Source organism: Ottowia sp., assembly GCF_046348305.1.
Classification (GTDB): domain Bacteria; phylum Pseudomonadota; class Gammaproteobacteria; order Burkholderiales; family Burkholderiaceae_C; genus Ottowia.
Window position 1 is genome coordinate 1 of sequence record NZ_JAXMEM010000018.1, and the last position, 14,942, is coordinate 14,942.

General features: G+C 69.0%; 15 protein-coding genes and 1 pseudogene. 10 read left to right on the plus strand and 6 right to left on the minus strand.

Translation table 11 applies throughout. The features are described 5' to 3' along the window. From U1F38_RS16605 to U1F38_RS16650, 10 genes are all read left to right on the plus strand, one after another. On the plus strand, positions 1-491 hold a 491-nt coding region (locus U1F38_RS16605; protein WP_409988186.1), incomplete at its 5' end, for a type 4a pilus biogenesis protein PilO. Beyond that, positions 491-1,033: a pilus assembly protein PilP gene (locus U1F38_RS16610; protein WP_409988200.1), complete on the plus strand. Its 543-nt coding sequence runs from the start codon at positions 491-493 to the stop codon at positions 1,031-1,033. The genes U1F38_RS16605 and U1F38_RS16610, both read left to right, overlap by 1 nt. After that, positions 1,030-3,186 (plus strand): type IV pilus secretin PilQ, encoded by a 2,157-nt coding sequence (gene pilQ / locus U1F38_RS16615; protein WP_409988187.1) that lies wholly within the window; start codon positions 1,030-1,032, stop codon positions 3,184-3,186. Before U1F38_RS16610 ends, pilQ begins: the two co-directional genes overlap by 4 nt. A gap of 48 nt (positions 3,187-3,234) precedes the next feature. Beyond that, positions 3,235-4,674, plus strand: a complete 1,440-nt coding sequence (locus U1F38_RS16620) for an Ig domain-containing protein (protein WP_409988188.1) — start codon at positions 3,235-3,237, stop codon at positions 4,672-4,674. Between the two features lie 117 nt (positions 4,675-4,791). Next, positions 4,792-5,310 (plus strand): shikimate kinase, encoded by a 519-nt coding sequence (locus tag U1F38_RS16625; RefSeq protein ID WP_409988189.1) that lies wholly within the window; start codon positions 4,792-4,794, stop codon positions 5,308-5,310. 53 nt (positions 5,311-5,363) lie between these two features. After that, positions 5,364-6,482: a 3-dehydroquinate synthase gene (aroB, locus tag U1F38_RS16630; RefSeq protein ID WP_409988190.1), complete on the plus strand. Its 1,119-nt coding sequence runs from the start codon at positions 5,364-5,366 to the stop codon at positions 6,480-6,482. A gap of 54 nt (positions 6,483-6,536) precedes the next feature. Then, positions 6,537-7,694 (plus strand): deoxyguanosinetriphosphate triphosphohydrolase, encoded by a 1,158-nt coding sequence (locus U1F38_RS16635; protein ID WP_409988191.1) that lies wholly within the window; start codon positions 6,537-6,539, stop codon positions 7,692-7,694. Next, the gene (locus U1F38_RS16640) at positions 7,691-8,896 is read left to right on the plus strand and encodes a CynX/NimT family MFS transporter (RefSeq protein ID WP_409988192.1); all 1,206 of its coding nucleotides are present in this window, start codon (positions 7,691-7,693) and stop codon (positions 8,894-8,896) included. The genes U1F38_RS16635 and U1F38_RS16640 overlap by 4 nt, the downstream gene beginning before the upstream one ends. Positions 8,897-8,921: 25 nt before the next feature. Beyond that, the gene (locus U1F38_RS16645; protein ID WP_409988193.1) at positions 8,922-9,482 is read left to right on the plus strand and encodes a DUF1415 domain-containing protein; all 561 of its coding nucleotides are present in this window, start codon (positions 8,922-8,924) and stop codon (positions 9,480-9,482) included. 221 nt (positions 9,483-9,703) lie between these two features. Continuing rightward, entirely contained in the window at positions 9,704-10,582 is an 879-nt protein-coding gene (locus U1F38_RS16650) for a class I SAM-dependent methyltransferase (RefSeq protein ID WP_409988194.1), read from the plus strand. Between the two features lie 116 nt (positions 10,583-10,698). On the opposite strand, the gene U1F38_RS16655 is transcribed toward U1F38_RS16650, so the two are convergent. The 6 genes and pseudogenes from U1F38_RS16655 to U1F38_RS16680 form a co-directional block, all read right to left on the minus strand. Continuing rightward, positions 10,699-11,052 carry a BON domain-containing protein gene (locus U1F38_RS16655; protein ID WP_409988195.1) on the minus strand — a complete coding sequence of 118 codons (354 nt, stop codon included), beginning with the start codon at positions 11,050-11,052 and terminating at the stop codon, positions 10,699-10,701. A 66-nt stretch (positions 11,053-11,118) separates the two neighbouring features. Beyond that, positions 11,119-11,526: a BON domain-containing protein gene (locus tag U1F38_RS16660; protein WP_409988196.1), complete on the minus strand. Its 408-nt coding sequence runs from the start codon at positions 11,524-11,526 to the stop codon at positions 11,119-11,121. Positions 11,527-11,534: 8 nt separating this feature from the next. Continuing rightward, complete coding sequence (gene prmC, locus U1F38_RS16665; protein WP_409988197.1) at positions 11,535-12,380, minus strand: peptide chain release factor N(5)-glutamine methyltransferase; 846 nt, start codon at positions 12,378-12,380, stop codon at positions 11,535-11,537. A 588-nt stretch (positions 12,381-12,968) separates the two neighbouring features. Next, positions 12,969-14,051 carry a peptide chain release factor 1 gene (gene prfA, locus U1F38_RS16670; protein ID WP_409988198.1) on the minus strand — a complete coding sequence of 361 codons (1,083 nt, stop codon included), beginning with the start codon at positions 14,049-14,051 and terminating at the stop codon, positions 12,969-12,971. Between the two features lie 69 nt (positions 14,052-14,120). Continuing rightward, entirely contained in the window at positions 14,121-14,555 is a 435-nt protein-coding gene (locus U1F38_RS16675; protein ID WP_409988199.1) for a type IV pilin protein, read from the minus strand. A 12-nt stretch (positions 14,556-14,567) separates the two neighbouring features. Continuing rightward, positions 14,568-14,942, minus strand: a pseudogene (locus U1F38_RS16680) (pilus assembly protein PilC); the annotation flags it as partial.

Consider the following 14,942-nt stretch of genomic DNA (forward strand, 5'->3'; position numbering starts at 1 on the left):
AGCGCACCAAGGAGGTGACGCTGCGCAACGACTATCGGGGCAAGCTGCAAAAGGCGGTCAGCCTGGAGGAGCTCAAGAAGCAGCGCGCGCAGGTACAGCAATACGTGAACCTGCTTGAAAAGCAACTGCCCAGCAAGGCCGAGATGGACGCGCTGCTGTCGGACATCAACCAGGCCGGTTTGGGACGCAGCCTGCAGTTCGAGCTGTTCCGCCCGGGTCAACTGGTCGTCAAGGACTATTACGCCGAGTTGCCCATCGCGCTGAAGGTGACGGGCCGCTACCACGACATCGGCGCCTTCAGCTCCGACATCGCGCACCTCTCGCGCATCGTCACGCTCAACAACCTGAGCGTGGCACCCAGCGCCGACAAGGACAAGTCGGGGTCCTTGGTGCTGGAGGCCACCGCCAAGACCTTCCGCTACCTCGACCCCGAGGAAATTGCCGCCCAGCGCAGTGCGGCCGCCAAGGCCAATCCGGGGGCCAAGAAATGATCCGCCGCGTGAACGTTTTTTTGCCGGCCGCGTTGTTGCTCGCGCTCGTCGGAGGTTGTGCGCCGGGGCACGAGGACCTGCGTCAATGGATGACGGAGCAGCGCAACCAGATGCGGCCCAACGTGACGCCGCTGGCCGAGCCCAAGAAATACGTCCCGCAGGACTACGTCGAAACCGCCGCGGCCGACCCGTTCGGCAGCGAGCGGCTCACGCAGGCCCTGCGGCGCGAATCCGGGGTCAAGGGATCGGACGCTTCGCTGATCACGCCCGAGCTGAACCGCCGCAAGGAGCCGCTGGAGGCTTTCCCGCTGGACACCATGACCATGGTGGGCAGCCTGGATCGCGGTGGCAAGCGGGTGGCCTTGTTGCGGGTCGACAAGCTTTTGTATCAGGTCAGGGTGGGTGAGCACCTGGGGCAAAACTACGGGCGCGTCACCAGGATCACCGAAAGCGATGTGGCACTCCGGGAAATCGTCCAGGACGCCGCTGGGGAATGGATCGAGCGCAACTCGGAGTTGCAGCTGCAGGAGAAGAAACGATGAACAAGTGGGTGCCAGGCTGGCAACCGTTGCGGATGGCCGCATTGGGACTGATGGCGTTGGGGGCTGCCGCGGCGGCGATGGCCCAGGCGCGCATCGAGTCCATCAGCAGCTCGATTCAGGGCGGCGCCGAGGTGGTGCGCATCGACTTCGATCAGCCACTGGCGGCGGTGCCGGCCGGATTCGTCGTGCAGTCGCCCGCGCGCATCGCGCTGGATTTTCCGGGCGTGGTCAGCGGCCTGGCGCGCAGCAACGTGGAGATCAACCAGGGCAACGTGCGGGCCGCCAACGTGGCGCAGGGCCGTGACCGCACGCGCGTGGTGCTCAACCTGAATCGGCCGACGACCTACACCGCCGAGTTGGAGGGCCGCTCGGTGCTGGTGAGTCTGGGGGCCGTGGCCACCAGCGCGGCGGCGACGCCGGCGCCCAGCGTGTTTGCCGAGAATCAGGCCGACCACACCCAGGCCCTGCGCGACATCGACTTCCGCCGCAGCACCGACAACGCCGGGCGTGTGGTGGTGGACCTGCCCAGCAACCAGGTGGGCGTGGACATCAAGCGCCAGGGGCAGAACCTGGTCGTCGAGTTTCTCAAGAGCAGCTTGCCCGAGGGCCTGCGCCGCAAGCTCGACGTGGCCGACTTCGGCACACCCGTGCAAACCATCACCACCGTGCAGTCGGGTGATCGCGTGCGCATGGTGATCGAGCCCAAGGGCGCCTGGGAGCACAGCGCCTATCAGAGCGACAACCAGTTGGTCGTCGAGGTGCGCCTGCAAAAGACCAACCCCGACAAACTCACCCAGGGCCAGGGCTATCGCGGTGAAAAGCTGTCGCTGAACTTCCAGGACATCGACGTGCGGTCGCTGCTGCAGGTGATCGCCGACTTCACCAACTTCAACATCGTCTCCTCCGACACCGTGCAGGGCAACCTGACGTTGCGCCTGAAGGACGTACCCTGGGACCAGGCGCTGGACATCATCCTGCAGGCGAAGAACCTGGGCATGAAGCGCGTGGGCAACGTGCTGCAGATCGCACCCAAGGATGAAATGGCCGCCAAGGAGAAGGCCGACCTCGAGGCCCAGGCGACCATCCGCAACCTGGAGCCGCTGCGCACCCAGTCGTTCCAGCTCAACTACACCAAGGCGGAAGACATCAAGACCCAGTTGACCGCCACGTCCGGTTCGAGCGGAGGGGGCGGTAGCAGCTCCGGCAACGAGGGGCGCCTGCTCAGCTCGCGCGGCAGCGTGATTGCCGAGCCGCGCACCAACCAGTTGTTCATCTCCGACATCCCCTCGCGCCTGGAGCAGATCCAGGACATGATCACCAAGCTGGACGTGCCCGTGCGCCAGGTGCTGATCGAAGCGCGCATCGTCGAAGCGACGGACACCTTTGGCAAGTCGCTGGGCATCAAGCTGGGCGGCGCCGACTTGCGCGGCATTCGGGGCGGTGATCCGGGCTACGCCGTGGGCAGCAACAACCGCCTGGCCTTCGGCGGCAACTACAACGCCATCACCTCCACCACCGGGCAGACCGATGCGGGGGGCCTGACCTCGGCGACATCGCAATTCGTCAACCTGCCCGCGCTGGGTCTGGCGGGCGCCACGCCGGCCAGCTTTGCCATCTCGCTGTTCAGCTCCGCCGCCAACCGCTTCCTCAACCTCGAGTTGTCTGCGCTCGAGGCCGACGGCAAGGGCAAAATTGTCTCCAGCCCGCGCGTGGTGACGGCCGACCAGACCAAGGCCTTGATCGAGCAGGGCACCGAGTTCGCCTATCAGCAGGCGACCAGCAGCGGCGCCACGGCCGTGGCCTTCCGCAAGGCGGTGCTCAAGCTGGAGGTTACCCCCCAGATCACGCCCGAGGGCAACATCATTCTCGACCTGGACGTCAACAAGGACAGCCCCGGCGGTGTGGTCGAAGGCGCCATGTCCATCAACACCAAGCGCGTCAAGACCCAGGTGCTGGTCGAGAACGGTGGCACCGTGGTGATCGGCGGCATCTTCGAGGTGACCGAAAGTGACCAGGAAAACAAGGTGCCTCTGCTGGGCGACGTGCCCGTGCTGGGCAATCTGTTCAAGCAGCGCACCCGCCAGGCCCAGAAGCAGGAGATGCTGGTGTTCATCACCCCCAAGATGATTTCCGATCGTGGTGGTGTGCGCTGAGAGCCGTCGCGTGTTTCGATGATTTGATTTGTTAACCGGATTGAGCTTATGCGAAAGTTGATTGGAATCGTGGGTCTGGCCGCCGCCGCGCTGCTGGCCGGGTGTGGTGGCGGGGGCGGCAGCCCCGGGACCACCACGGATCAGTACAGCATCACGCTGCGGACCGACTCAGCGACGCTGCCTGTGAACATCGGGCACTACCCGGCCGGTATCGGCGCCAGCGCGCCTTTCACGACCACTTTGTACGTCAACGCCCTGAAGGGCGACGTCCCCATTCCTGGCGGTACCGGGATCTTCGGCTGCAATATTTCTTCCGGCCTGCCTTCCGGCGCGCTCTACTACCTCGACGGTAACAAGGATCACGAAGACGACAACGGGAACCCCCTGGCCTATCGTTCCATCACGCTGGACGCGAACTCGGGCGGCAACTCCTTTCACTTCCACGCGGGCGATCAGGCGGGGTCGGGCACGATCACCTGCACGGTGACCGATCCGCGCGACAAGCAGGTCTACAGCGCCAGCGTCAACATCACCGTGGGCGGCGGCGCGGGCAGCGGCATGCCGGCCAGCATCCGGGGTACGGTCAACGCGCCGTACGTCGGCTCGCAATTCAACGTCAACAACCTGCGCAACAACGTGGGCGTCCAGGTCCTGGTGATGGATGACATGAGTCAGCCCGTGCCCGCCCCTGCCGCAGCCAACGTGCAGGTCCGGATCCTGCCGACCTCGGCTTCGGCCGGTGCGCGCTTGCTGCTGGGCAAGCAAAGCGGCAGCGTGGTGCAAGCACAGACGCAAGGCGGCGTGGCCAGCTTCTCGCTGTCCAGCGGCCCGAGCAGCGGGCTCATCCTGCTGGAGATGACGACTGACCGTGCCGACAACAATGTCGCCAACGGCTTGCAGGATCCGATCGTGCAGTGGGCGGTGGTTCAGGTGATCGACGGCATTTCGGCCACGCCGCTGGTTTTTGCCTCCACGTCGCTGACGATCCCCAATGGCACGCCGTATGGCCAGGCCCTGACGGCCACCGGTGGCACGCTGCCGTATTCCTGGCAGGCGCTGGGCGCCCTGCCCAACGGCCTGACGCTGAGCAGCACTGGGGTGATCGGTGGCACGCCCAAGGCGCCGCCGGGAACGTACGTGGTGACCGTGCGCGTGACTGATGCGCTGGGTGCGACGGTTGACGCGGCCGTCACGCTCAACATCACGGGTCCCATGTCGCCGCCGCTGGTGTTCACGGCGCCGACGATCACGACCGTGACGAATCAAGCGTTCTCGTTTGCCTTGTCGGCTTCGGGGGGGCGGCCGGGCTACACCTGGGCGGCGCTGGGCGCCATGCCGGCTGGCCTGACGCTCAGTCCTGCGGGTGTGATCAGCGGCACGCCCACCGCCGCCGGCACGTTTACCGTGGCCGTCAGCGTGACGGACAGCGAAGGCACCTCCGTCAACGGCAACGTCACGATCACGGTGACTGCTCCTGCCACCCCCTGAGGGGGCGTGGCGGCCCGTCACGGCCGGCTCGCCGCCCTCGAAGGCGGGTTCGGACCGGTGACGGATCGCCTTTCGGCGTCTTGATACCATCCCCGGCATGTCCGGGGATTTTTTTCGATGATCAGTCTGATTGGCATGCCCGGCAGCGGCAAATCCACGGTGGGCCGCTCGCTGGCCCATCGCCTGCAATTGCCGTTTTCGGATTCCGACGCCGTGATCGAGCAGCGCCTGGGCTGCGCCATCCGCGACTATTTCGAGCGCGAGGGCGAGGCCGCGTTTCGCGATGTCGAGCAGGCCGTGATCGACGAGCTGACCCAGGGCGAGCCGCGCGTGCTGGCCACCGGGGGCGGCGTGGTGCTGCGTCCCGTCAATCGCCAGCACCTGCGCGCGCGTGGCACGGTGATTTATTTGCGGTCGTCGGCCGAGGCGCTGTACCGGCGCCTGAAGCACGACACCAAGCGGCCCCTGTTGCAGGTGGCCGACCCGCTGCAGCGCCTGCGCGATCTGTATGCGCAGCGCGACCCGCTGTACCGCGAATGCGCGCACTTCGTGCTCGACACGCATGGCTCCTCGCTGTCGATGCTGGTGGGGCGCATCATGATGCAGCTCGAACTGATGTCGCCGGACGCGCCGTGATGCACCTCGGCGGGCGCGGCGGCGCGCGGACACGCCCACTACACTCGCCGTCTATGCAAACCACGCCCGGCCCGGCAGGCATTCAGCGCGTCCCCATCGACCTGGGCGAGCGCAGTTATCCCATCCTCATCGGCAGCGGCCTGCTGGCCGATCCGGCCGCATTCGATGCCGTTGCCGCCGGCGCCGATGCCCTGATCGTTACCAATACGACCGTCGCGCCCCTGTATGGCGAGCGGCTGGCGCGCGCCCTGGCCCCGCGCCACCGCCGCGTTTACCAGCTGCCCTTGCCCGACGGCGAGCAGCACAAGGACTGGGCCACGCTCAATCTCGTCTTCGACGCGCTGCTCACGCACGGCGCCGACCGCAAGACGGTGCTGTACGCCCTGGGCGGCGGCGTGGTGGGCGACATGACCGGCTTTGCCGCCGCCTGCTACATGCGCGGCGTGCCTTTCGTGCAGGTGCCGACCACGCTGCTGGCGCAGGTCGATTCGTCGGTGGGCGGCAAGACCGCCATCAACCACCCGCTGGGCAAGAACATGATCGGCGCGTTTTATCAGCCGCTGGCCGTGGTGTGCGACCTGGATGTCCTCAAGACCCTGCCGGCGCGCGAGCTGTCGGCCGGCCTGGCCGAGGTGATCAAGTACGGGCCGATTGCCGACATGGTCTTCTTCGACTGGATCGAGTCGCACATCGACGCTCTGCGCGCGCTGGACGCCGACGCGCTGGCGCATGCCGTGCGGCACAGCTGCGAGATCAAGGCCGCCGTGGTGGGCCAGGACGAGCGCGAAGCCGGCCTGCGCGCCATCCTCAACTTTGGCCACACCTTTGGCCATGCCATCGAGGCTGGCTTGGGCTACGGCGCCTGGCTGCACGGCGAGGGCGTGGCCGCGGGCATGGTGATGGCGGCGCATTTGTCGTGCGAACTGGGCTTGGTCGATGCCACCTTCGTGCAACGGTTGACCGTGCTGATCGCGCGCGCCGGCCTGCCCGTGCGCGGCGCCGTGATCGACGCGCATGACAACGCCGGCCGCTACCTGGAGCTGATGCGCGTGGACAAGAAGGCCGAGGCCGGCGAAATCCGCTTTGTGCTCATCGACAGCCCCGGCCGCGCCGCCGTGCGCGCCGCGCCCGATGCGCTGGTGCGGGCCGTGATCGACCGGTGCTGTGCTTGAATACTATCAATTGAATAGCTGTCTGCGCTTGCCAGTAGAGCGCTGGAGGCTGATTTGACTCCGATTCCCGGTGCACTGGCTCCGTATGCCAGCGACCCCGCAACCTCGCGTGGCCGCCTGCACCCCGTCACGCCCGCGCCCACGCGCAACGCCTTTCAGCGCGACCGCGACCGCATCGTGCATTGCAGCGCCTTTCGCCGCCTGGTCTACAAGACGCAGGTGTTCCTGAATCACGAAGGCGATCTGTTTCGCACCCGCCTGACACATTCGCTGGAGGTGGCGCAACTGGCGCGCGACATCGCCCGCGCGTTGGGCTTGCACGAGGATTTGGTCGAGGCCATTGCCCTGGCGCACGACCTGGGCCACACGCCCTTTGGCCATGCCGGGCAAGACGCCCTCAACGACTGCATGCGCGCGCACGGCGGCTTTGAGCACAACCTGCAAAGCCTGCGCGTGGTCGACGCGCTGGAGCACCGCTACCCCGAGCACGACGGCCTGAACCTCACGTTTGAGACGCGCGAGGGCATCCTCAAGCACTGCTCGCCCGCCAACGCGCGCCGCATCGAGGCCCGCGAGCCCGGCGGCGTGGCGCGGCGCTTCATCGACCACCACGAACCCAGCCTGGAGGCGCAACTGGCCAACCTGGCTGATGAAATCGCCTACAACGCGCACGACATCGACGACGGCGTGCGCTCGGGCCTGCTCACGCTGGCGCAATTGGCCGATGTGCCGCTGTTTGCGCAGCACCAGGCCGCGGCGCTGCACGACCACCCGCACCTGGCCGAGCCGGCGCAGGGCCGGCGCCTGTTGTACGAGTCGATCCGCCGCATGCTCTCGGCGCAGGTCTATGACGTGATCGCCGCCACCCGCGCCGCCATCGACGCCGCCGCGCCTCAGGATGCCGACGCCGCGCGCCACATGGGTCCGCTGGTGCGCTTTGGCGCCGACATGCGCGCCCAGTCCACCGCGCTCAAGCGCTTTTTGTTTGCCCGGCTCTACCGCCACCCGCAGGTGGTGGAGACCACGGCGCGCGGCCAGAAGGTGGTGCGCGAGCTGTTTGCCACCTACCTCGATGCGCCCGCCCACCTGCCGCCCGAGTTTGCCGGCAGCGCCGACCGCCCGCGCGCCGTGGCCGACTACATTGCCGGCATGACCGACCGCTTTGCGCTGCGCGAGCACGAGCGCTTGACCGGCCGGCGGCTCTTTCCATGACATCCACCGCCCTCCGCCGCAACGCGCCCTGGGTCATCGTGCTGGCCGGCGTGACCGCCGCGCTGCACGTGGGCAAGCTGCCGCCCGCCGTGCCGGCGCTGCAGCAGGCCATGGGCATCAGCCTGGTGCAGGCGGGCTTTCTGCTGGCGCTGGTGCAGATGGGCTCGATGCTGCTCGGCCTGGTGGCCGGGCTGCTGGCCGACGGGGTGGGCCTGCGCCGCTGCATGGTGGCGGGCCTGGCCCTGCTCACGGTGGCCGGCCTGGCGGGCGCCTGGGCGCGCGGCGCGGGCGAGCTGATGGTGCTGCGCGCGGTCGAAGGCGTGGGCTTTCTGCTGGCCACGGTGCCCGCGCCCAGCCTGCTGCGTCGCGCGATCACGCCCGCGCAACTGACGCGCATGCTCGGCATCTGGAGCGCCTACATGCCCTTCGGCACCGCGCTGGCCCTGCTGGCCGGGCCGCTGCTGATCGCGCTGGCCGGCTGGCGCGGCTGGTGGGTGCTGACGGCGGTGTGCACCGGCGTGCTGGCCTTGTGGGTGCGCCTGGCCGTGCCGCCCGACACGCCGGCCCGCCCGGCCGCGGCGGCGCCGCCGCCGGGCGAACCCTGGCCCCAGCGCCTGCGCACCACGCTGGCCGCGCCCGGGCCCTGGCTGGCGGCGCTGATCTTTGCCGTGTACGCGGCGCAGTGGCTGGCCGTCATCGGCTTTCTGCCCACGCTGTATCAGCGCTCGGGCTGGGGCGGAGCCCTGGGCGCCGTGCTGACGGCACTGGTCGCCGCGGTCAACATGGCGGGCAACATCGCCGCCGGGCGCCTGCTGCATCGCGGCGTCAGCGCCCGCACGCTGCTGTGGACGGGTTTTGCGGCCATGGCCCTGGGCGCCTGGCTGGCCTTCGGCAGCACCACGGTCGATGCGCCGGTGTGGCGCTACGGCGGGGCGCTGTTGTTCTCGACCGTGGGCGGGCTGATCCCCGGCACGCTGTTCGGCCTGGCGCCGCGTGTGGCGCCCGGAGAGGGCACCATTGCCACCACCGTGGGCTGGATTCAGCAATGGTCGGCCATCGGCCAGATGAGCGGCCCCCCGGTGGTGGCCTGGGTCGCCAGCCGCGTGGGCGGCTGGGACTGGACCTGGGCCGTCACCGGTGCCTGCTGCGCGGTCGGCGCCGTGCTGGCGGTGGCGTTGCAGCGGCGCGGCTTGCGGCGGTGAGCGGCGTCGGTGGTGTAATTCACCCATGCCCGCCATCACCCCCGACATTGCCGTCGCTGACACCCGCCGCTGGCTCGAGCGCGCGGTCATCGGCCTGAACCTGTGCCCCTTTGCCAAGGCCCCGCACGTCAAGGGCCAGATTCACTACGCCGTGTGCAGCGGCGGCGGGCGTGCCGAGCTTTTGGCCGCCCTGCGCGCCGAGCTGCTGGCCCTGGCCGCCGCCGACCCGCAGGCGCGCGAGACCACGCTGCTCGTCGTGCCCGACCAGTTCGCCGACTTCCTGGACTTCAACGATTTTCTGGACGACGCCGAGGCGCTGCTGGACGAGCTGGACCTGCAAGGCGTGCTGCAGATCGCGCCGTTTCATCCGCGCTTTCAGTTTGCCGGTACCGAGCCCGATGACATCACCAACGCCACCAACCGCTCGCCGTACCCCACGCTGCACCTGCTGCGCGAGGCCAGCGTGGATCGCGCCGTCGATTCCTTCCCGGAGGCCGAGGCGATCTTCGAGACCAACATGGCCACGCTGGAAAAGCTGGGGCCCGAGGGCTGGGCGGCGCTGGGGGTGGGGCCATCGGAGCCATGAGCCCGCTTGCTTCAAAAAAAAGAGCTGCTCGCGCTTTGTCTACGGGCGCTGGAGGCGAAAATCGTCATTTTCATGAGGCCCCACGAACTCCTTCCCCCTTTGGGGGAAGGTTGGGATGGGGGCTTGGCCTGCGCGCGCACACGGGCTTGGATGATCGCGCGGCCGGCCCCCACCCCAACCCTCCCCCAGCGGGGGAGGGGGGCAGACAGGCGGGCTGAGGTATGTCATCCAACAAGCCCCAACCGTCCCGTCAAACAGTGCAGGCCGATTTGCGTCCCGGCCAGTCGGTCGAGCTGCTGAAAGAGCTGCACATCCTCACGCGCGAGGGCCGGCTCAACCAGGATTCGCGGCGCAAGCTCAAGCAGGTCGAGCACCTGGTGCACTTCATCGAGGACGTCATTGCCCCCTTGAGCCCGCACGGCGCCGAGCTGACCCTGGCCGACCACGGCGCCGGCAAGTCCTATCTGGGCTTCATCCTGTACGACCTGCTGCTCAAGGACCGCGGCAGCGGCCGCGTCTGGGGGATCGAGACGCGCGCCGATCTGGTCGAGCGCTCGCGTGCGTTGGCGGCACGGCTGGGTTTTGCGCGCATGCACTTTCTCAACATCGCCGCCGCCGACGCCGCGCAGGACGCCGCGCTGCCCGAGCGCATCGACGTGGTCACGGCGCTGCACGCCTGCGACACCGCCACCGACGACGCCATCGCCTTTGGCCTGGCCAAGCAGGCGCAGGCCATGGTGCTGGTGCCCTGCTGCCAGGCCGAGCTGGCCGCCTGCCTGCGCCAGAACAAGGCGCTGGCCTTGTCACGCACGCCGCTGGCCGAGCTGTGGCGCCACCCGCTGCACACGCGCGAGCTGGGCAGCCAACTGACCAACGTGCTGCGCTGCCTGTACCTGGAGTCGCAGGGCTACAGCGTGACGGTGACCGAGCTGGTGGGCTGGGAGCACAGCTTGAAGAACGAGCTGATCATCGCGCGCCACACCGGCCACAAGAAGCGCAGCGCCGCCGAGCGGCTGCATGCGCTGCTGGCGCAGTTCGGCCTGCAATCGCTGGCCGCCACGCGCTATGCGCGCGCCTTGTCGCCGTCCGTGGTGTCTTGATCGCTCGTCGTGCGCCGACACGCCGGGTTCGCTGCGCGGACCCGACCGACGGGGGAGCACCGAGCCTGATGTCGGTCGGGCTGAGGCACGAAAACCCGACGCCGACGGGTTGTGGATCAGTTCATCGTCATGTTGTTGAACACGGCGCTCACGCCGGGCACGCTGCGCGCCAGGCGCATGGCCAGCTCGCGCCCCAGCAGGCCGTTGGCGGGCGAGCCGCTGAGCTCGATCTTGCCATCGCCCAGGGCCTGTACCTGCAAGCCATCGGCGCCCACGCGCGGGTCGGAGCGCAGCGCGGCGCGCACGCGGTCGGCCAAGTCCTGGTTCTGCATCTGGCGTTGGGCGTCGCGGTTGTACAAGGAGCCTCCGGAGGCTTGGTAGGGGCCGGCGGCGCAGCCGGCGACGACGGCAAGGGTGGCCAGGGCGCTGGCTGTGGCCAGGCCGCGCGGCCATGGGGTGGGGTGAATCATGAAGACCTCCTTGGATGAACGGGGCTGAGTGGCGATGCCCATCATCCCAGAATTTGCCGCAACGCTTCAGGGCGAGCGCATGCGGTCCACCACCTGGCTGACGCCGGGTACGCGGCGCGCCGTGTCGATGGCGCGCTGACGGTCGCCCGTGCTGCGCACCGGGCCGCCCAGCACGATCAGGCCGCCCTCCAGGCCCTCGACGGTCAGGCCCTGGCCGGCCAGTTGCGGGTCGGCTGCCAGCGCCTGGCGCACGCGCTCGGCCACGCGCAGCGCGCCGGCGGTGGAGCCCGAGGCGCCGTCCAGCTCCTGGCCAGCGCGGCTCAGGTCGGGCAGGGTCACCGGCAGGTTCTGCGGCGTGGCGCCCCAGGGCGTGCCGCCGCTGCACGCGGCCAGCAGGGCGCAGGCGGCGAGGGCCAGGGCGGTGGTGGCGATGCGCGCGTGGCGCGCGGGCGTGGGGCGAAGGTGGCGTGGCATGGTGCGAATTATTGAGCGCTTGGGGGTGGGGCGGTTCCGGTCGTCATCTGGCCACCCGAGCAGCGCTCGATGCCGGCCAGGTCGCGCCGCGACTGCACGTGGCCCAAGCCGGCCGCGCGCAGCAGGGCGCGCACCGCGGCGGCCTGGTCGTGGCCGTGCTCCAGCAGCAGCCAGCCGCCGGGCGCCAGGTGGGCGCGGGCCGCCGCGATGATGGCCCGCAGGTCGCGCAGCCCGTCCGGGCCGCTGGCCAGCGCGGCGCGCGGCTCGTGCGCCAGCGCGGCCAGGTGCGGGTCGTCCTCGGCGATGTAGGGCGGGTTGCTGACGATGAGGTCGAAGCGCTGTCCGGCCACCGGGGCCAGCCAGTGACCGTGACGCCAGTTGACGGCCAAGCCCAGCCGCTGGCCATTGGCCTGGGCCACGGCCAGCGCATCGGCGCTGGCGTCCACGGCCCACACGCTGGCGTGCGTGCGCGCGGCGGCCAGCGCCAGGGCAATGGCGCCGCTTCCGGTGCCCAGATCCAGCACGCGCGCGGGGCGCTCGGTCGGCAGTACGTCCAGGGCCCAGTCCACCAGCGTCTCGGTGTCGTCGCGCGGGTCGAGCACGCGGGCGTCCACCTGCAGCGTCAGGCCATGAAAGGCTTTGGTGCCCGTCAGGTAGGCCACCGGCTCGCCACGCAGCCGGCGCGCGCACAACGCATCAAAGCGCGCGGCGGCCCCGGGCGGCAGCGCATCGCCATCGTGCGCGATTAGCCAGGCCCGGTCATGCGTGGCGCGGCCCAGCACGTGCAGCAGCAGCATATGGGCGTCGATGCGGGGCAGGCCACCTTGTTGTGCGCTCGCCAACGCGTGCGCCACGGTGGGACGGGCATGGCCGGGTGCCGCACAAAGACCCTCACCCCAACCCTCTCCCGCGGGCGGGAGAGGGGGCAAAGCGGCGCCGTCGTGTGCCGATGTCTCGGCCGGCTGAACGCGATCGGGTGCGGCCTGGCTCCCTCGCCCCTCTGGGGAGAGGGTTGGGGTGAGGGGCCGGCGGCGTCTGTCGGGGCTCACAGGCGGTGCCCCCGCCCCAACCTTCCCACAGTGGGGGAGGGGGAAAGGCCCGCACCCCAACCCTCTCGTGCGGGCGGGAGAGGGGGCAAAGCGGCGCCGTCGTGTGCCGGTGCCTCGGCCGGCTGAACGTGGTCGGGCGCGGCCTGGCTCCCTCGCCCCTCTGGGGAGAGGGTTGGGGTGAGGGGCGAGCGGCGTCTGTTGGGGCTCACAGGCGGTGCCCCCACCCCAACCCTCCCCCAGCGGGGGAGGGGGAAAGGCCCTCACCCCAACCCTCTCCCGTGGGCGGGCGAGGGGGCAAGAGCGCGGGGGAGCATGGTTTGGAAACTATCAATAACGTAGCTGCCAGCGCTTTATGGACGGACGGTGCAGCCCCATTTGACTCATAGATCTCCATCACACCCGCCCCTCCAGCTCCGCCATCTGCTCGGCCTGGTGCGCCGCCTGCAGCGCGTCGATCACGTCCTGCAAATCACCCTCCATCGCCAGGGCCAGCTTGTACAGCGTGAGGTTGATGCGGTGGTCGGTGATGCGTCCCTGCGGAAAGTTGTAGGTGCGGATGCGGTCGCTGCGGTCGCCGCTGCCGATCAGGCCCTTGCGCGTGGCCGCTTCCTTGGCGGCGCGCTCGCTGCGCTCTTTGTCTTGCAGGCGCGCCTGCAGCACGCGCAGCGCCTGCGCCTTGTTGGCGTGCTGGCTGCGCCCGTCCTGGCATTCGGCCACCAGGCCGGTGGGCAGGTGCACCACGCGCACGGCCGAATCGGTCTTGTTGATGTGCTGCCCGCCGGCGCCGCTGGCGCGGAAGGTGTCGATCCGCAAGTCGGCCGCATTCAGCGTGATGGCCTGCGCCTCGTCCGGCTCGGGCATCACCGCCACCGTGGCGGCGCTGGTGTGGATGCGTCCCTGCGTCTCGGTCACCGGCACGCGCTGCACGCGGTGGCCGCCCGACTCGAAGCGCAGCAGGCCGTACACGCCCTCGCCCGCGATGCGCAGCACCAACTCCTTGTAGCCGCCCAGCTCGGCGGGTGATTCGCTCATCACCTCCACCCGCCAGCCGCGCCCTTGCGCGTAGCGCGTGTACATGCGTGCCAGATCGCCCGCAAACAGCGCCGACTCGTCGCCGCCGGTGCCGGCGCGAATCTCGACAAACGCGTTGCGTGCGTCGTCCGGGTCCCTGGGCAGCAGCATGCGCTGCAGCTCGGCGTCCAGCTCGGCCAGCTCGGCCTGGGCGGCGGCAATTTCCTCGCGCGCCAGGTCGGCCATGTCGGCATCCTGAAGCATGTCCTGCGCCGCGCCCAGGTCGGACTCGCGCTGCTGATAGCGCGCCCAGCGCCCGGCCACGGCGGCCACCTCGGTGTGCTCGCGCGACAGGACCATGAACTGGGCCATGTCGGCCATGACGTCGGGGCGGGAGAGCAGAAAGTCCAGTTCGCCCAGGCGGTCGGCGTAGTGCTGGAGTTGGTCGCGGACGAAGGGCTTCATGCAAACGGCGAAATCGGGGATTTTCGCCGTTTCTTCATGAGCCCTGCCTGCGCGCGCCAGCGCCGGCGCTTACCTACCCCAGCATTCGGTGACGATGTCGCCCGAGGTCGCACCCTTGGCGCCGCGCAGTCCGGTGTTGGACAGGGTCAGCGTGCCGCACTTGTCGCCGGCCTGCGGGCCGGGGTTGTTGGGCACCGCCTGCAAGGTAAAGGCGGCGTCGGTGTTGCCCGCCTCGAAGCTGATGACGTAGCGCTTGCTGGTGTCGCCCGACCAGCTCAGTGACGCGGGCAGCGTGGTCGGGTAGGTGCCCATGGCCGTCGCGGCGCGCTCCATCCACTGCTGTGCCTGCAGCAAGCCCGCGCGCGCGTCGCTGCGGTGGCCGCGCTGGATGTACTCGTTGTAGCTGGGCAGGGCAATGGCCGCGAGGATGGCGATGATGGCCACCACGATCATCACCTCGATCAGGGTGAAACCGCGCTGGAGCAAAGGCGTGTTGCGGATCATTCAATTCCTCCTCTACTTCAGCTGTCGCCAACTTGGGCGCAGAGACTGCTCGGGCATGCGCGCCAGAAGCTCCTTGTTGTTCTTGACGTCGACATCAATCACTTTGTCGCCCTTGGCCACCAGATTATGGGCGCCCTTGCCGACTTGCTTGCGCGAGATGCCCTGGTCGCTCCCGAGGTTGTAGACGCCATCGCCGTTGTAGTCCACGATTTGCACCGTGGGCCGCTTGCCATCCATGATGTTGATCAGGGTGCGGTATTGGCGCTCGGCGTCCACCGAGGTCGACTCGCAGGACTCGATGTTGGGATCCACGTTCGAGCCCTTGGCAGGCACCTGCGAGAACACGGTCAGCAGGTTGCTGCCGTCAAAAAAGGACATGGGCTTGAG

What these genes read in the sequence shown, in the direction of transcription:
- pilQ (WP_409988187.1), top strand. Translation starts at nt 1,030, where the DNA reads ATGAACAAGTGGGTGCCAGGCTGGCAACCGTTGCGGATGGCCGCATTG.
- U1F38_RS16620 (WP_409988188.1), top strand. Translation starts at nt 3,235, where the DNA reads ATGCGAAAGTTGATTGGAATCGTGGGTCTGGCCGCCGCCGCGCTGCTG.
- U1F38_RS16625 (WP_409988189.1), top strand. Translation starts at nt 4,792, where the DNA reads ATGATCAGTCTGATTGGCATGCCCGGCAGCGGCAAATCCACGGTGGGC.
- aroB (WP_409988190.1), top strand. Translation starts at nt 5,364, where the DNA reads ATGCAAACCACGCCCGGCCCGGCAGGCATTCAGCGCGTCCCCATCGAC.
- U1F38_RS16640 (WP_409988192.1), top strand. Translation starts at nt 7,691, where the DNA reads ATGACATCCACCGCCCTCCGCCGCAACGCGCCCTGGGTCATCGTGCTG.
- U1F38_RS16645 (WP_409988193.1), top strand. Translation starts at nt 8,922, where the DNA reads ATGCCCGCCATCACCCCCGACATTGCCGTCGCTGACACCCGCCGCTGG.
- U1F38_RS16650 (WP_409988194.1), top strand. Translation starts at nt 9,704, where the DNA reads ATGTCATCCAACAAGCCCCAACCGTCCCGTCAAACAGTGCAGGCCGAT.
- U1F38_RS16655 (WP_409988195.1), bottom strand. Translation starts at nt 11,052, where the DNA reads ATGATTCACCCCACCCCATGGCCGCGCGGCCTGGCCACAGCCAGCGCC.
- U1F38_RS16660 (WP_409988196.1), bottom strand. Translation starts at nt 11,526, where the DNA reads ATGCCACGCCACCTTCGCCCCACGCCCGCGCGCCACGCGCGCATCGCC.
- prfA (WP_409988198.1), bottom strand. Translation starts at nt 14,051, where the DNA reads ATGAAGCCCTTCGTCCGCGACCAACTCCAGCACTACGCCGACCGCCTG.
- U1F38_RS16675 (WP_409988199.1), bottom strand. Translation starts at nt 14,555, where the DNA reads ATGATCCGCAACACGCCTTTGCTCCAGCGCGGTTTCACCCTGATCGAG.